Source organism: Gaiella sp. (genome assembly GCF_035710885.1).
Taxonomy (GTDB): Bacteria; Actinomycetota; Thermoleophilia; order Gaiellales; family Gaiellaceae; genus Gaiella.
Window position 1 is genome coordinate 1 of the sequence record NZ_DASTCS010000073.1, and the last position, 16,594, is coordinate 16,594.

The 16,594-nt window shown below is 71.5% G+C and carries 14 protein-coding genes and 1 tRNA gene; all 15 read left to right on the forward strand.

Annotation, left to right across the window (positions count from 1 at the left end; genetic code table 11):
* The first annotated feature begins 205 nt into the window (after positions 1 to 205).
* The 15 genes from metG (at position 206) to eno (ending at position 16,563) form a co-directional block, all read left to right on the forward strand.
* Entirely contained in the window at positions 206 to 1,738 is a 1,533-nt protein-coding gene (gene metG / locus VFO26_RS16455; protein WP_325116161.1) for a methionine--tRNA ligase, read from the forward strand.
* A 154-nt stretch (positions 1,739 to 1,892) separates the two neighbouring features.
* Complete coding sequence (locus VFO26_RS16460) at positions 1,893 to 2,645, forward strand: TatD family hydrolase (RefSeq protein ID WP_325116162.1); 753 nt, start codon at positions 1,893 to 1,895, stop codon at positions 2,643 to 2,645.
* On the forward strand, positions 2,642 to 3,424 hold the full coding sequence (rsmA, locus tag VFO26_RS16465) for a 16S rRNA (adenine(1518)-N(6)/adenine(1519)-N(6))-dimethyltransferase RsmA (protein ID WP_325116163.1): 783 nt from the start codon (positions 2,642 to 2,644) through the stop codon (positions 3,422 to 3,424). The genes VFO26_RS16460 and rsmA overlap by 4 nt, the downstream gene beginning before the upstream one ends.
* Entirely contained in the window at positions 3,421 to 4,239 is an 819-nt protein-coding gene (locus VFO26_RS16470; RefSeq protein WP_325116164.1) for a hypothetical protein, read from the forward strand. Before rsmA ends, VFO26_RS16470 begins: the two co-directional genes overlap by 4 nt.
* 13 nt (positions 4,240 to 4,252) lie before the next feature.
* Positions 4,253 to 4,609, forward strand: a complete 357-nt coding sequence (locus tag VFO26_RS16475; RefSeq protein WP_325116165.1) for a hypothetical protein — start codon at positions 4,253 to 4,255, stop codon at positions 4,607 to 4,609.
* A gap of 59 nt (positions 4,610 to 4,668) precedes the next feature.
* Positions 4,669 to 4,742, forward strand: a tRNA-Gln gene (locus VFO26_RS16480).
* 13 nt (positions 4,743 to 4,755) lie between these two features.
* On the forward strand, positions 4,756 to 6,069 hold the full coding sequence (glmU, locus tag VFO26_RS16485; RefSeq protein ID WP_325116166.1) for a bifunctional UDP-N-acetylglucosamine diphosphorylase/glucosamine-1-phosphate N-acetyltransferase GlmU: 1,314 nt from the start codon (positions 4,756 to 4,758) through the stop codon (positions 6,067 to 6,069).
* Positions 6,050 to 7,108 carry a ribose-phosphate pyrophosphokinase gene (locus VFO26_RS16490; RefSeq protein WP_325116167.1) on the forward strand — a complete coding sequence of 353 codons (1,059 nt, stop codon included), beginning with the start codon at positions 6,050 to 6,052 and terminating at the stop codon, positions 7,106 to 7,108. The genes glmU and VFO26_RS16490 overlap by 20 nt, the downstream gene beginning before the upstream one ends.
* Positions 7,109 to 7,123: 15 nt before the next feature.
* Positions 7,124 to 7,762 carry a GNAT family protein gene (locus VFO26_RS16495; protein ID WP_325116169.1) on the forward strand — a complete coding sequence of 213 codons (639 nt, stop codon included), beginning with the start codon at positions 7,124 to 7,126 and terminating at the stop codon, positions 7,760 to 7,762.
* A 23-nt stretch (positions 7,763 to 7,785) separates the two neighbouring features.
* Entirely contained in the window at positions 7,786 to 8,469 is a 684-nt protein-coding gene (locus tag VFO26_RS16500) for a 50S ribosomal protein L25 (protein ID WP_325116170.1), read from the forward strand.
* Positions 8,470 to 8,508: 39 nt separating this feature from the next.
* Positions 8,509 to 9,072: an aminoacyl-tRNA hydrolase gene (gene pth / locus VFO26_RS16505; RefSeq protein WP_325116171.1), complete on the forward strand. Its 564-nt coding sequence runs from the start codon at positions 8,509 to 8,511 to the stop codon at positions 9,070 to 9,072.
* A 540-nt stretch (positions 9,073 to 9,612) separates the two neighbouring features.
* Positions 9,613 to 12,849: a transcription-repair coupling factor gene (gene mfd, locus VFO26_RS16510; protein WP_325116172.1), complete on the forward strand. Its 3,237-nt coding sequence runs from the start codon at positions 9,613 to 9,615 to the stop codon at positions 12,847 to 12,849.
* Positions 12,850 to 12,943: 94 nt separating this feature from the next.
* Entirely contained in the window at positions 12,944 to 13,954 is a 1,011-nt protein-coding gene (locus VFO26_RS16515; RefSeq protein WP_325116173.1) for a peptidylprolyl isomerase, read from the forward strand.
* Positions 13,955 to 13,964: 10 nt separating this feature from the next.
* Positions 13,965 to 14,777 (forward strand): nucleoside triphosphate pyrophosphohydrolase, encoded by an 813-nt coding sequence (mazG, locus tag VFO26_RS16520; RefSeq protein ID WP_325116174.1) that lies wholly within the window; start codon positions 13,965 to 13,967, stop codon positions 14,775 to 14,777.
* A gap of 508 nt (positions 14,778 to 15,285) precedes the next feature.
* Complete coding sequence (gene eno, locus VFO26_RS16525; protein WP_325116175.1) at positions 15,286 to 16,563, forward strand: phosphopyruvate hydratase; 1,278 nt, start codon at positions 15,286 to 15,288, stop codon at positions 16,561 to 16,563.
* Positions 16,564 to 16,594 lie beyond the last annotated feature (31 nt).

Sequence of the window (16,594 nt, forward strand, 5' to 3'; positions counted from 1 at the left end):
GCCCCGCAGACGCCTGTCGGCGTCGACGAGACGGCGGCTCTCGTCCCCGGTGTCGCACGAGCAAGCGCTCCTTCGAGCGCGCGCATCGTGAGCCGGGTGGGCGAGGCCGCCGGTCCGCGCCTGCCCGTCGTGGTCGCCGCCGTTGCCCTCCTGGCGCTCCTCGCGGCGGGAGCCGGCAGGTGGGTGGCCCGTAGAATCGGCCCTGATGGAGCAGTACTACGTAACGACGCCGATCTACTACGTCAACTCGACGCCGCACATCGGCCACGCCTACACGACCGTGGCGGCGGACGTCTTCGCACGCCATCAGCGGCAGCGCGGCCGTGAGACGTTCCTTCTCACCGGCGTCGACGAGCATGCGTCGAAGGTGGCCCGGGTCGCGGAGGAACAGGGCCTTGCGCCACAGGCGTACGCCGACCGCATCGTGGAGGCGTGGCGGGCGCTCCCCGCCCGCCTCGGCGTCTCCAACGACTTCTTCATCCGCACGAGCGACGACGGCCACAAGCGGTTCGTCCAGGAGTTCCTGACGCGGATCCGCGACAACGGCCGCGAGGACATCTACCAGGACGTCTACGCCGGGCTCTACTGCGTCGGCTGCGAGGCGTTCAAGACGGAGGACGAGCTGGTCGACGGCAAGTGTCCCCAGCACGACGTCGAGCCGGAGTGGATCGAGGAGCGCAACTGGTTCTTCCGGCTGTCCGCCTACCAGGAGCGCCTGCTCGCCCTCTACGACGAGCGGCCCGACTTCGTGCTCCCCGGCTTCCGTGCCAACGAGGCCAGGTCGTTCATCGCGGGCGGCCTGCAGGACTTCTCGATCAGCCGGGCCGGTCAGCCGTGGGGGATTCCCATCCCGTGGGATCCGGATCAGGTCGCGTACGTGTGGGCGGACGCGCTCGTCAACTACCTGAGCGCGCTGACGTACGCGCGGCCGGGCGAAGATCTGATCCCGCGATTCTGGCCCGTGGCCCATCACCTGCTCGCGAAGGACATCCTCCGCTTCCACTGCGTGTACTGGCCTGCTCTGCTGCTCGCAGCCGGATACGACGTGCCGCGCCAGCTGTTCGTCCACGGCTACTTGCTGCTGAACGACAGGAAGATCTCCAAGTCGCTGGGCAACGTCGTCGACCCGCTCGACCTGATCGACGTGTACGGCGCAGACGCAGTGCGCTTCTGGTGTGCGCGCTCCGTGTCCTTCGGGCAGGACGGCGTCGCCTCGATCGACGGGCTGCGCGAGCGGTACGAGCGCGAGCTCGGGAACGACCTCGGCAACCTGCTCTCGCGCGTGACTGCGATGGTGGCGCGCTACCGGCAGGGGACGCTCGCGGCCGTGCCCTCGGGCGACTCGGAGGTGGCGGCGATCGTCGCCCCGCTCGGGGACGACGTGGCGGCGCGCCTCGACGTCTTCGACCTGACCGGGGCGCTCGAGCGGATCTGGGAGGTGGTGCGAGGGCTGAACCGGCACGTCGAGGTCACGGCGCCGTGGCAGGTCGCCAAGGACGAGGCTCGGTCCGCCGAGCTCGACCGGGTGCTGTACGACCTCGTCGACGGCCTCCGCGCGGTGGCGGTCGCCCTCGCCGCGTACCTCCCCGACACGTCGGGGCGGATCCTCGCCGCTCTCGGGCAGGCGCAGACGCTCGACTGGGCCGAGGTTGCCTACGGCCGTGCGCGCGCCGCCGAGAACGTGGAGCCGGCCGCGCCACTGTTCCCCCGCGTCGACGAGCCCACGCTGGCCGCGTGAGCGGTCGCGGGCGGCGACCGGGCGGTCGCGCACCGCGTCCGGGCGACCGCTCCCGTCGACCGGGCGAGCCGCTGTGGGAGCCTCCACTTCTCGACGGGCTGGATCGGGCAGTCGGGATCGCGTCCGCGGGCAGGCTGGAAGGCTCGGTCGAGGGGTGATCGACACGCACGCCCACCTCGACGCCTGCGAGGCCGGGCCCGGTGAGGTGCTCGCCAGGGCCAGGGCGGCCGGCGTCGATCGGGTGGTCACGATCGGGACGGGCATCGACTCGTGCCGGCGCGCCCTCGAGATCGCCGACTCGGAGGCGGGGGTCGTCGCCGCGGTGGGGATCGATCCGCACCAGGCCGCGACGCCCGAGGCGGGCCGGCTGGACGAGCTTCGCGAGTTGCTGCGTCACCCGCGAGTCGTCGCGGTCGGCGAGACGGGGCTCGACGGCCACGAGGGCGCCCGCACCCTGCGTGACCAGCGCGCCCTGTTCGACGCCCACCTGGCTCTCGCCGAAGAGGTCGGGCTGGCGGTCGTGATCCACAGCCGGGACGCCAGCGCGGAGACGGCCGCGGCATTGGAGCCGTTCCGGGGGAAGGTCGTCTTGCACTGCTTCTCCGAGCCCGACCTGCTCGTGCCGGCGCTCGAGCGCGGCTACTACGTCTCCTTCGCCGGGAACGTCACGTATCCGAAGGCGCAGGCACTCCGCGACGCAGCGGTTCGCATCCCCGCGGACCGGATCCTCACAGAGACGGACAGCCCGTACCTGGCGCCCCAGCCCGTCCGTGGGCGGAGGAACGAGCCCATGCACATCGTGCACACGCTCGCCGTCCTCGCCTCGACCCGGAACGAGACGGAGGAGGAGCTCGAGCGGCGGATCGAGGAGAACGCGGCGACGGCCTTCGGGCTTCCCCCGACATGAGCCGCGTCGCTCCCAGGAAGTCCCTCGGCCAGCACTTCCTGGTCGACCGCAACGTGCTCGGCGTGATCGACCGCCTGGCCGAGCTCGACCGGGCCGATGTCGTCCTGGAGGTCGGTCCGGGCCTGGGGGTGCTGACGACCTTCCTCTCGGACCGCGTGAATCACGTCCACGCGATCGAGCTCGATCGAGGTCTCGAGCAGTCGCTGCGAGAGGCCCTGGGAGAGCGGAAGAACGTCGACCTCGTCTTCGCGGACGCGCTCGCCTTCGACCTCGGCCCCCTCGACCCTCTGCCGACGAAGCTCGTGGCGAATCTCCCGTACAACGTGGCCACGCCGCTCGTCGCGGAGACGCTCATCGGTGTGCCTTCGTTGTCCTCGTGGTGCGTGATGGTTCAGCGGGAGGTCGCCGAGCGGTTCTTCGCCGAGCCGGGCACGAAGGCGTACGGCGCCGTCTCGGTGCTCGTGCAGCTCCATGCGCGACGCACGGGCTTCCACTCCGTCTCGCAAACCGTCTTCCGGCCGGTGCCAAATGTCGATTCCGCGCTCGTCGCCTTCCGGCGCATCCCGGCCCCCGCGAACCCGGCGAGCGTGCTCCGCGTCGCCCGAGGGGCATTCGCGCATCGACGCAAGACGCTCGCGAACGCGCTCGCGCTGGCCGGCATCGCCTCCCGCGAGCGATCCGTGACCGCGCTGGACGCGATCGGACGTGCCCCGGACGTCCGCGCCGAGGCGCTCGCGCCCGAGGAGTTCGTTCGGCTGGCGGAAGCGCTCGGACCGTGAGCGCCTGGCAAGAGGCGCCGGCCCCGGCGAAGCTCAATCTCGCCCTCGTCGTCGGCCCTCGACGGCCGGACGGCAAGCACGACGTCGTCACGGTGCTGGAACGGCTGTCGCTCGCCGACCGGGTCGCGGTGCGGCCGGCTCCGGCGACCCGAGTCTCCGGATTCGAGGAGGATACGCTCGTCCGTGCAGCGCTCGAAGCGGTCTCGGAGTCGGCCCGCGGCCGGCTGCGCTTCGAGGCGCGCATCGAGAAGCGGATCCCTGTCGCGGCTGGCCTCGGGGGCGGGTCGAGCGACGCCGCGACCGCGCTCGGCCTCGCGAACCGGCTGCTCGAGAGACCGCTTCCCGCCGACGCCCTCGAGGAGATCGCGGGCGCGCTCGGAACGGACGTGCCCTTCTTCCTGCGGGACCGCGCGCAGGTCGGTACGGCGGACGGAACCACGCTCGAGCCGATCGACCTCCCGCGCGACTACTGGGTCGTGCTCGCGCTCCCCGCTGGCGTCGTCAAGGCCTCGACCGCGGCCGTCTACGGGGCATTCGACGCACGCGGCGGCGAGCGCGGGTTCGACGCGCGTCGCCAGGCGCTGCGCGCCGCCCTCGCCGGCGTGGAGCGCGCGTCCGACCTCGGCAGGCTGCCGCCGAACGACCTCGCGGCGTCGCCGCTCACCGAGACGCTTCGTTCGCTCGGCGCATTCCGCGCCGACGTCAGCGGCGCGGGACCTGCGGTCTACGGCCTCTTCGAGGCTCCCGACGACGCCGGTCGCGCCGCGGCGGCGCTGGGGCCCGAGACGGCGACCTGGATCGCCCAGCCCGGCTGATACCTTCATCCACATGGCCAGTCAGGTCCTGATCGAGCACGGCGAGAGCCGCCTCACGCGCCGTGTGCGCCACAACCGCTACAAGATCGCGCTCGCGATCGCGGCCCTCGAGGGGATCCTCGTCCTGGCGGGCGCGATCCCGTGGTGGCTCGTCGTCTTTCTCGCGCTCGCGGCGCTGGCCGCCTACGTCGGCTGGGGGAGGGAGCACGAGAGCTCCGACGTCCGCGTGATCACCTGGACGGCCGCCGTCTCGCAGCTGATCGTCGTGCTGGTGCCCATGCTGGCGGGCGCGCTCGTCGTGCTGGCCGCGCTCGCGGTGGTGGCGCTCGCCGCGATCGCGCTGGCCGCGCTGCTGCTCGACCGCAGGTAGGCGAGCGCGTCCGGGCGCTTCGGCGCGCGGGGAGCGGGGTAGACTGCCGTCCCTTGCTCTGGGGCGTGGCCAAGTGGTAAGGCAACGGGTTTTGGTCCCGTGATCCCAGGTTCGAATCCTGGCGCCCCAGCCATCGATATCCCCTGATGCCGACGAAGCTCGCTGCAGTCGTGATGGCCGGAGGCCTCGGAACGCGCATGCGGTCCGAGCGCGCCAAGCACCTGCACCCGATCCTGGGGCGACGGATGATCGACTGGGTGCTGGACGCCGCGCAGGCGCTCGGGCCGGAGCGGCTCGTGATCGTCGCGTCGCCCGACACCGCGTCGGCGTTCGACGGCGCCAGCGTCGCCGTGCAGAAGCGACCACTCGGCACCGGTGATGCCGTCCGTTCGGCCCGGCAGGCGGTCGCCGACGCCGACGAGGTGCTCGTCCTCTCGGGCGACACTCCGGTGCTGACGACGGGCCTCCTCACGGAGCTGCTCGACGCACATCGGGCCTCGGACGTCGCGGCAACGGTGCTGTCGTTCGTCCCGGAGGACATCCGCACGTACGGCCGGATCGTCAGAGACGAGAACGGCGATCTCGTCACGATCGTCGAGGCGTCCGACGCAACGCCGGTTCAGCTCGAGCTGCGAGAGGCCAATTCCTCGATCTACGTCTTCCGCGCGGACGCGCTCTGGCCCGCCCTCGACGGGCTGAGCCCTGCAAACGCGCAGGGTGAGCTGTACCTGACCGACGCCGTGCACGGCATCGTCGAGGCAGGCTTGCGCGTCGGCGTGCACGTCGCTCCCGACCCGGCCGAGACCGAGGGCGTCAACAGCCGCGTGGAGCTGGCCGAAGCGACCGCGGTCCTGCGTGACCGGATCAACCGGGAGCACATGCTGGCGGGAGTCACGATCGTCGATCCGTCGTCGACGTGGATCGAGCCCACGGTGGCGTTCGAGCCGGACGCGGTCGTGCACCCGTTCACGGTCCTGCGAGGCGCGACGACCGTCGCCGCAGGGGCCGAGGTGGGCCCTCACGTGGTCGCGGTGGACGCGGCGATCGGACCGGGCGCGCTCGTGGGGCCCTTCTGTTACCTTCGCCCCGGCACGGTGCTCGGAGCATCCTCCAAGGCAGGCACGTTCGTCGAGCTCAAGAACACGGAGCTCGGTGAGGGCACCAAGGTGCCGCACCTCTCGTACATGGGTGACGCGACGATCGGCGATCGCACGAACATCGGGGCCGGCTCGATCACGGTGAACCTGCCGCACGGCGGCGGCCCGAAGCAGCGGACCGAGATCGGCCGTGACGTCAGGGTCGGTGTGGACACTGTGCTGGTTGCACCGGTCACCCTGGGAGACGACGCGTGGACGGCCGCCGGCACGGTGGTGACCGACGACGTCTCGGAGAACGCCCTCGTGGGGTTCCCGCCGAGACAGACCGTGAAGGAGGGGCGCGGTGGACGCAGGGACGATTGAGCAGGCGCTGCCGGGCCTCGACCACGCGCCCACGGAGCCGGCGTTGAAGACGGGTCACGCGATCCCGCTGACGCCGAAGAAGCGTCTGATGGTGTTCTCGGGCCGCTCGCACCCCGAGCTCGCCGAGCGGATCGCGGAGCGTCTCGGGGTCGATCTCGGCGAGATCGAGCTCAAGACGTTCGCGAACGACGAGACGTACGTCCGCTATTGCGAGTCGATCCGAGGTGCCGACGTCTTCCTCGTCCAGACGGGCAGCCCGCCGGTCGACCAGCATGTGATGGAGCTGCTGCTGATGATCCAGGCGGCGAAGCTCGCCTCCGCGAAGCGGATCACGGCGGTGATCCCGTGGTTTCCGTACTCGCGCCAGGATCGTAAGGCGAAGCCCCGGGAGCCGATCTCCGGCCGCCTCGTCGCAGACATGCTCCAGCTCGCGGGCGTCGACCGGTTGCTGACGATGGATCTCCACGCGGGCCAGATCCAGGGCTTCTTCACGATCCCGGTCGACCACATGACCGCGCAGCAGCTGTTCGCGCGGCATTTCCGGGACCTCGGCTTCAGCGGCGAGGGCGTCGTCTCGGTGGCTCCGGATGCGGGCCGCGCCAAGGTCGCCGTCCGCTTCGCGGAGATGCTCGACGCCGACTTCGCGGTCATGCACAAGACCCGGCCCGGGCACGAGCAGGCCTCCGTCACCGAGGTCACCGGCCGCGTGCGCGACAAGACCTGCATCGTCGGGGACGACGTCACGACCACCGGCGGGACGCTCATCGCGGGCGCGCGAGCTCTCCGCGAGCACGGCGCGCGTGAGGTCTGGGTCTACGTCACCCATGCGCTCCTGAGCCGGGAGGGCCTCCATCGTCTCGCCGGCGCCGAGGACATCACCGGGATCGTGGTCACGGACACCGTGCCCATCGACCCGCGCGAGCGCCCGGAGAACCTCACCGTGCTCACCGTCTCGGCGCTCCTGGCGGAGACGATCATGAACGTCTTCAGCGACGACTCGGTCTCGGCGATCTTCGGCGGCGAGAACCAGCTGTTCTGAACGGGCTCGTCCCGGATGACGAGCCCGGGCTTCCCCCCGCCCCCGTACCTGATCCGCACGAAGCGGCTCGCGATCCGGTGCTGGGACCCGCGCGATGCGCCGCTCCTGAAGGAGGCACTCGACACGAGCCTCGGCCACCTGCGCCCCTGGATGCCGTGGGCGGCGGACGAGCCGAAGCCCCTCGAGGAGAAGGCCGAGCTGCTGCGGGCGTTCCGCGCGAGGTTCGACCTCGGCGAGGACTTCGTCTACGGGATCTTCACGCGCGACGAGTCGGAGGTCGTCGGAGGCACGGGTCTGCATACGCGCGTGGGCCCCGGAGCGCTCGAGGTCGGCTACTGGGTGCGCGCCTCGCGCGTGGGGCAGGGGTTCGCGCGCGAGTCGACCGCGGCGCTGACGTCCGCCGCGTTCCGCGTGTGCGGCGTCGATCGCGTCGAGATCCGTGTCGACCCGTCGAACGCGGCGAGCCTCCGGATCCCGCGGGCGCTCGGCTTCACCGAGGAGGGCACGCTGCGGCGCAGGCTGCCGGGGAGGGAGGGCGACGCACCGCGGGATGCGGTCGTCTTCGCCCTCTTCGCGGACGAGCTCGAGGCATCACCGGTCGCAGCCGTCCCGCTGGAGGCCTACGACCCGCTCGGCCGCCCGATCCGCTTCTAGCGCTCCGCTACAATCCCCCGCCGATGTCAAGCGATCGCGTCACCCTCGAGGTCTCGGAGCGCGGGGCCGACCAGGTCGGCTCGCGCCGTGTGCGTCGCCTCCGCAAGGAGGGGCTGGTGCCGGGCGTGCTCTACGGCAAGGGCCACGCGCGCGCGATCGTCGTCGGTGAGCGGGAGCTCCGCTCGGCACTCACCGGGCCGTCGGGCCTCCACGCGATCGTCGATGTGGTGATCGAGGGCCAGACCACGCCCCACCACGCGGTCCTCAAGGACTTCCAGCGTCACCCGATCCGAGGGACGCTGACGCATGTCGATTTCCACGAGGTGCGGCTCGACCGGGCGATCCAGGCCACCGTGAGCGTCCAGCTCGTCGGCGAGTCCCCCGGCTCGAAGCAGGGCGGGACCGTCCAGCAGGTCACCAGGGAGATCCAGGTCGAGGCGCTGCCGAGCGCGATTCCCGAGCACATCGAGGCCGACATCTCCAGCCTCGAGGTCGGAGGCACGGTGCGAGTCGAGGACCTCGTCGCGATCGAGGGCATCACGTTCCTCGACGATCCCCAGGTCGTCCTCGCTACCTGCTCGATCCCGCGCGGGATCACCGAGCTCGAGGAGGCAGAGGCCGAGGCTGCTGCCGAGGGCGAAGAGGGCGCCGAGGGCGAAGAGGGCGCCGAGGCCTCGGACGACGGCTCGGAGACCGAAGCGGACTGATCCGTGCGCCTCTTCCGCAGGGGAGAGGGTGGAGCGTCGGTGGAGCTCCTCGTCGCCGGGCTCGGGAACCCGGGGCCCGAGCACGCTCGTGACCGGCACAACGCCGGCTGGATGGTCGTCGACGAGGTCGCCCGCCGGCATCAGGGCTCCTTCAAGGGGAAGTTCCGCGGTCGTCTCGCCGACGTCCGGGTGGGAGACACCAAGCTCGTCCTGCTGAAGCCGGAGACGTACATGAACGAGTCGGGCGCGTCGATCCAGTCGGCCGCCGCGTTCTACAAGCTCTCGCCCGAGCAGGTGCTCATAGTCCACGACGACGTCGATCTCGAGACGGGAAGGCTCCAGGCGCGCCTCGGCGGAGGCCTCGCGGGTCACAACGGGCTGCGGTCGATCGCCGGCCGCCTCGGCTCCGCCGACTTCCTGCGCCTCCGCATCGGTGTCGGCAGGCCCGGTCGGGGCGACCCGCGGCCCGTCGCGGACTACGTGCTCTCGGCCTTCGCGCCGGAGGACGATGTCGAGGCGATCGTCGGCCGTGCCTGCGACGCCGTCGAGGCGCTCGCACTCGAGGGCCTCGACGAGACCCAGCGACGGTTCAACTCGAGGTAGCTCGGCGAAGGCGCGCTCCGACCGCTCGCGCCTCGATCCGGTGCGGGTTGCCGCGGTCGGCATGCCCCAGCGGGCGGCTGCCTGGCGCATCGTTACGGCCGCTCGGCGCAACCGTGAGCACGCACGTCACTTCACGCACAAAGCCACAACGCCTGGCCTGGCGTAGCTCGCGCCTTCGGGTGACGCGGTCTCCGTGTCTACCACCCCGCCAACCCGTTTCCCGTGGTTCCTCGCGTCGGGCCCGAACCGCGTCGGATCCCGCGCGCGTGGCCCGTGGCGAGACGCCTTTCGGTCGCATGACCCCGGGTGCGTCGGGTTGCCACCTGGGGTTCAGCCGGCCGAAGCTGCGCGCCGACCTGACACGCTCTTGGCACAGAGCCGTCACCCACCCGTGACAGGTTCCTCGATAGCGTGACATCAGGGCATGGGGGTGCCCCTGGGGGTGGTTGTCAGAGCCGCGCGGCGCGGCACCGCCGCGTCGCGGGCGGTGACCGGGCGGTCAGTACGATGGCCCCGCGGGGCGCGATCCCCGCCGAAGCCATGGACCCGACCGGCATCCGCACCGACGCTCCCCCGCTCGCCGCGTTCGTCGACGAGCTGCAGCGGCACGAGCGTTTCCAGGCGTTCGCCCGATCGCTCCCGACCCGTGCCCGCGTCTCGGAGCCCGTGTTGCCGCTGCTTCTCGCCGCGCTCCACGGGGAACTCGGGCGCGCGCTCCTCGTGCTTCTTCCCGAGGACGCCGACGCGCGAGACGCGGCGGAGGGCGCCTCCTGGTTCGCAGGCCCGCGCCACGTGGCGCTGCTACCGAGCCGCGGCGTCTCGCTCGAGTCGGGCCTCGCCCCTCCGCCGCACCTCGTGGGGGAGCGCTACCGCGCGCTCGACGTCCTCGCCACGGGCGGGCTCGTGTGCGCCTCCGTCACGGCGCTCGCGGAAGGGCTGCCCCCGGCCGACGCGCGGCCGGCGCCCCTGGAGATCCGGGTCGGTGACGAGCCGGGTGTCGACGGCCTGGCCCAGCAGCTCGCGCTGGCCGGCTACGAGCGCGTCGACCGGGTGGACGAGCGCGGGCAGTTCGCCGTGCGCGGCGGGATCGTCGACGTCTTCCCCTCCACCGGCCGCGAGCCACTTCGCGTCGAGCTCTTCGGGGACGAGATCGAGCAGGTCCGTGCGTTCTCGCCGTTCACGCAGCGGGCCCTCCACGCTGCGGAGAACGCCATCGTGTACCCGGCGGCGGAGAGGCGAGTCGACCTCGTCGAGGTCGACCTCGGGCACGACGACGGCGACGAGCCGGCCGCGATCAGCCTGCCCGCCGATCTCGTGCTGCCCCTTCCACGACCTCCCGACGTCGTCTGGCAGCCGGACGAGGTGCGCCAGGTCGCCGCGGAGCGGGGGCTGACCGCGCTCGCCCTGGACGGGGCCACCGAGCTCGACCCCTTCCCCCGAGCGCAGCCTCACGCGTTCGAAGCACAGCGGCCCGCGATTGCCGCGCGCGGCCTCGCGGAGGCCGAGAACGAGCTTTCGGCCTTCGTCAGGGCCGGGAACCGCGTGGTCGTGTCCTTCGCGCACCGTGGGGAGGCGGAGCGCCAGGCCCTCCTCCTCCGCAAGGTCGAGGCGCCGCTGCTCGAGCCCGGCGAGGCGCTCGGCGCCCAGCCGGAAGTGCGGTTCGCCGTGGCGCCGGCGCGCCGGGGGTTCGTCTGGCGCGAGCTCGGGCTGGTCCTGCTTCCCGACACGCAGGTCTTCCGCAAGCGGCCCCCCCGTGCCGACCGGCGGCTCGGCCGGGCGCTCGCGAGCTTCGCCGACCTCCGTGTGGGGGACTTCGTCGTCCACGAGGACCACGGCATCGGGAAGCTGCTCGGATTCGAGACGAGGGCGGTGGCGAACGTCACCCGCGACTACCTCCATCTCGCGTTCCGCGGCGAGGACCGGCTCTACGTCCCCCACGAGCAGCTCGGGAAGCTCTCCAAGTACATCGGCGCCGACGCGACCGCCCCGGCGCTCTCGAAGCTGGGCGGGAAGGCCTGGCAGAACCTCAAGGCGCGCGCCCGCAACGCCGTGCGAGAGCTCGCAGGCGAGCTCCTGCAGCTGTACGCGCAGCGCCAGCGCGCGGAGGGCGTGGCGAACGACCTCTCGAGCGACTGGATCGAGCGTCTCGAGGCCTCGTTCCCGTACCGCGAGACCGACGACCAGCAGCGGGCGATCGAGGCGGTGAAGGAAGACCTCGAGCTGCCGCGGCCGATGGATCGCCTCGTCTGCGGCGACGTCGGGTTCGGCAAGACCGAGGTCGCGGTGCGGGCCGCCTTCGCGGTTGCGGTCAACGGCCGGCAGGTGCTCGTGCTGTGTCCGACGACGATCCTCGCCGAGCAGCACTGGAACACCTTCCGCGAGCGCTACCGCGACTTCCCCGTGCGCGTGGAGATGGTCTCGCGCTTCCGGAAGGCGACCGAGATCAAGACCGTTCTCCGGGAGTTCGCCGAGGGGAAGGTCGAGGTGCTCGTCGGGACGCACCGCATCCTCTCGCGCGACGTGATCCCCAGGCAACTCGGCCTCGTGATCGTGGACGAGGAGCAGCGGTTCGGGGTCCAGCAGAAGGAGCTGCTGCGGGCGCTACGCCTCGAGGTCGACGTGCTCTCCCTCTCGGCGACTCCCATCCCGCGCACGCTCCACATGTCGCTCTCCGGGCTCCGGGACATCTCGATCATCGAGACCCCACCCGAGGGCCGCCGACCGATCCGTACGACGGTGGGCGAGTACGACGAGGAGCTCATCAGGCTGGCGCTCGAACGCGAGCACGCGCGGGAAGGGCAATCCTTCTACCTGCACAACCGCGTCGAGACGATCGACGAGGCCGCGGAGAAGCTCCGCCAGCTGTGCCCCGGCCTGCGCTTCCTCGTGGCACACGGCCAGATGGCGGAGCGCGAGCTCGAGGAGCGGATGCACTCGTTCCTTGCCGGCGACGCGGACGTCCTCGTGTCGACCACGATCATCGAGTCGGGGATCGACATCCCCCAGGCCAACACGCTGATCGTCGAGCGCGCCGACACGCTCGGCCTCGCCCAGCTGTACCAGATCAGAGGGCGCGTGGGCCGCTCGGACGTGACCGCCCACGCGTACCTCCTCTACCCCGACGCCGGCGAGCTCACAGCGGAGGCCCGCGCGCGGCTCGCGACGCTCGCGGACCACACCGAGCTCGGTGCCGGGTTCCAGATCGCGATGCGCGACCTGGAGATCCGGGGCGCAGGCGACCTGCTCGGTGCCGAGCAGTCCGGCCACGTCGCGGCACTCGGCTTCGAGCTCTACGTGGAGATGCTGAACGAGGCCGTCGCCGAGCTTTCGGGGCAGGCGCGCCTGGCCGTCCGCCCCGTGCGCGTGGACGCGCGCGTCGATGCCTACGTGCCCGCGACATACATCCAGGCGGAGGCGCTCAAGATCGACCTCCACCGCCGGATCGCGCTCGCGGAGCACGAGGACGAGCTGCGCGAGCTCCGCGCCGCGACCGAGGATCGCTACGGCCCGCTGCCGGAGCCGGTGGAGAACCTCTTCCGGATCCAGGAGGCCAAGCACTCGCTCGCCCTTGTCGGAGCCGACTATCTCGTCTTCCGCGGCGGCCGTGCGACCGTCGGCCCGGTTGGGCTGGCCGCTGCCGAGGTGCGCGCGCTGCGCGGGATCGCGGAGACCGCCGTGTACACGTCGGCCCGCCAGGAAGTGGCCATCCGGGCGGACGGCCTGGAGGGAGCGTTGGCCCTCGCCGATGCTATCGTTGCCGCTCGCCGGGCCGCCTGAGCACGCCGCAGAACCGTCCGCGCCCGAGCCCCGAACCATTCCCGAACACAGCGTAACCCGTCCGTAACCGCACGTCCCCTACAAAGAGGTACCGATGAAGCGCTCGATCGTGCTTGCCGCCGCCGCCCTGGCCGCGCTCACCCTCGTCGCCGCAGGATGCGGCGACTCCGACGAGATCCCGGCTGATGCCGTCGCCGTCGTCGACGGGACGACCATCACCAGGACGTCGCTCGACGAGCTGCTCTCCCGGGCCAAGAAGTCCTACGCGGCGCAGAAGCGCGCGTTCCCGAAGGCCGGGACCTCCGAGTACCAGTCCCTCCAGACGCAGGCCGTCGCATTCCTCGTCCAGCGCGAGGAGTACACGCGCGAGGCCGATGATCTCGGGATCGAGGTGAGCGACGCGCAGATCCAGAAGAAGCTCGACGAGGTGCGAAAGCAGTACTTCGGGGACGACCAGAAGAAGTTCGAGAAGGGCCTCAAGGACCAGGGCTACACGGTCGCCACGTTCCGCGAGGACGTCCGCTCGCAGCTCATCACCGAGGCGATCTACGACAAGGTCACGAACGGCGTCAAGGTCACGGACGCCGACGTCAGGTCGTACTACGACAAGAACCGGTCGAACTACGCCGTCGCCGAGTCGCGTGCCGTCCGACACATCCTCGTCAAGACGAAGGCCGAGGCGGACGAGCTCCACTCCGAGCTCTCCTCCGGCGGTGACTTCGCGGCGCTCGCGAAGGCCAGCTCGCTCGACCCGGGGTCGAAGGACCAGGGCGGAAAGCTGACGGTCACGCGAGGGCAGACGGTCGCGCCCTTCGACAAGGCGGCCTTCGCTCTGAAGACGAACGAGCTCTCGCAGCCGGTCAAGACGGAGTTCGGCTATCACCTGATCCAGCCCGTGGCCGACGTCAAGGCCGGTTCGGTGACCCCGTTCGCGCAGGTGAAGTCCCAGATCAAGACGCAGCTCGAATCCGAGCGCAAGAACAGCGCCGTCAACGACTGGGTCGCCGACGTGGAGAAGGAGTACGAGGGCAAGGTCCAGTACGCCGCCGGGTTCGAGCCGCCCGACACGTCCACGACGGAAGAGACGACGTCCACGGACGGATAGCGGCGCGGGCGTGGGCGACGACGCCCCGCTGGTCGAGCTCCGAGAGCTGACCCGGCGCCTGCGGGCGGAATGCCCGTGGGACCGCGAGCAGACCGCCCGCACGATCGTCCCCCACACGGTCGAGGAGGCCTACGAGGTCGCCGACGCCGCCCTCGCCGACGACCCGGTCAAGCTCCGCGACGAGCTCGGCGACCTGCTCTTCCAGGTCTTCTTCCTCTCGCTCCTCCTCGAGGAGCAGGGGGAGGGCGACCTCGACGACGTCACCCGCGCCGTGCACGAGAAGCTCGTGCGCCGCCACCCGCATGTGTTCGGCGACGCCGAGGCACGTACGCCGGGCCGGGTCCGGGAGCGGTGGGAGGAGATCAAGACCGAGCGAGAGGGCCGCATCGGCGTCTTCCACGACGTCCCGGAGTCGCTTCCGGCGCTGCTGCTCGCCCGCAAGGCGCAGCGGCGCGCGGCGGCCGTCGGCTACGACTGGCCGGACCTCGCCGGGCCGTCGGAGAAGGTCAGGGAGGAGCTCGACGAGCTGCTCGCCGAGCTCGCACGCGCCGGTCGCCCGGGTCCGGAGACAGAGCCGGACAGGGCCGTCGAGGCCGAGCTCGGAGACCTGCTCTTCACCGTGGTGAACCTTGCACGGTTCGTGAACGTCGACCCCGAGCTGGCGCTGCGCGGAGCAACGGGCCGGTTCCGCCGGCGCGTGGAGCTGGCCGAGCGCCTCGCGGCGGAGGCGGGGGAGACGTGGACGGCGCTCGGCCTCGAGGAGCAGGAGCGCTGGTACGAGCGGGCGAAGGCGACGATGGGCAGCCGCGCCGCGGATCGCTAGCGGTTCGGCTTGGCCCCGAGGGTGGCGCGCAACCGGATGGCTTCGGCAGCGGGCTCTCCCCCTCCACGTCGGCGAGGTCCGCGGCGTGCGTCGAGACCGCTCCGCCAGGCACGCCGCGTCCACCGCCGTGTGGCCTCCTCCAGCACCGGGCCTCGACGGCCCAGGATCACGACCTCGTCCCCTCGCACTCGAAGCGCTCCGCCACACAGCCCGGGCGATGCCCGTGCCTGACCGACGACGACGAACCCCGTGCACGCCGGCGACGCTCGGCGCAAGATCGCGGATCCCGACCGCCGGCGCTGCGACGACAACCACCCCCAGGGGCACTCCCGTGTCCCTGACGTAACGTTATCAGATTGGACAACAGAATCGTCACAGCTTCGTGCCGTTCCTTCCCGCTGAGAGAGGCGGGGGAGACGTCCCTGCGATCGCTACTGCCGCTGCGGGGTTGTGGCCACGAGCGCGGGCAGAAGAACCTAGTGTTCTCCTGCGTGAGCAGGAGAACACATTGAGCGAGATCGTCCACGTCCACGGACGCCAGGTGCTCGATTCGCGTGGGAACCCGACGGTCGAGGTCGAGGTCGGGCTCGACTCCGGCGCGTTCGGGCTCGCCGCCGTCCCGTCCGGAGCCTCCACCGGTGAGCACGAGGCGGTCGAGCTGCGCGACGGAGGGGATGCCTGGCTGGGCAGGGGCGTCACGAGGGCCGTCGCCCACGTGGAGGGCGAGATCGCCGACACGCTCACCGGCCAGGACGCGACCGACCAGCGCGCGGTCGACCGCAGCCTGGTCGCGCTCGACGGGACCCCGACGAAGGCCAGGCTGGGCGCCAACGCGATCCTCGGCGCGTCGCTCGCTGTCGCCAAGGCCGCGGCCGCGGACGCCGGCCAGCCGCTCTACCGCTGGGTCGGCGGCACCAACGCGAACGTGCTCCCGGTGCCGCTCCTCAACGTGGTCAACGGCGGCGCGCACGCACAGAACAGCCTCGACTTCCAGGAGTTCATGCTCGTCCCCGCCGGGGCTGAGAGCTTCTCGGAGGCGCTCCGGATCGGCGCGGAGACCTACCAGCACCTGAAGAAGCTCCTGTCGGAGCGGGGCCTCTCGACGGCGGTGGGCGACGAGGGGGGCTTCGCGCCCGACCTGGGCTCCGCGTACGACGCGTGCGAGGCGATCCTCGAGGCAGCCGAGCGGGCGGGCCACCGCGACCGGGTCGCGCTCGCGCTCGACCCGGCGACGAGCGAGCTGCACCACGAAGGGGCGTACCGGCTCGAGCGCCAGGGAGGCACGCTCGACACCGCGGGGATGATCGACCTCTGGGCAGACCTCTGCGACCGCTTCCCAATCGTCTCCATCGAGGACGGGCTCGGCGAGTCGGACTGGGAGGGCTGGCAGACGCTGACCGACCGGCTGGGGTCGCGCGTCCAGCTCGTCGGCGACGATCTGTTCGTCACGAACGTCGACTTCCTCCGCCGCGGGATCACCGAGCGGGTCGGCAACGCGATCCTCGTCAAGGTCAACCAGATCGGGACCCTCACCGAGGCGCTCGACGCCGTCGAGCTCGCGCATCGGAACGGCTACCGCGCGATCATCTCGCACCGCTCGGGCGAGACCGAGGACGCGACGATCGCCGACCTCGCCGTCGCGACGAACGCCGGCCAGATCAAGACCGGCGCCACGGCCCGCTCCGACCGCGTGGCGAAGTACAACCAGCTGCTCCGGATCGAGGAGGAGCTGGGCGGCGAGGCCTCGTACCCGGGCTGGGACGCATTCCCGCGGGCGACGCCCTGAGCGGTCGGCCCGCCACGGAGGGCGGCACTAA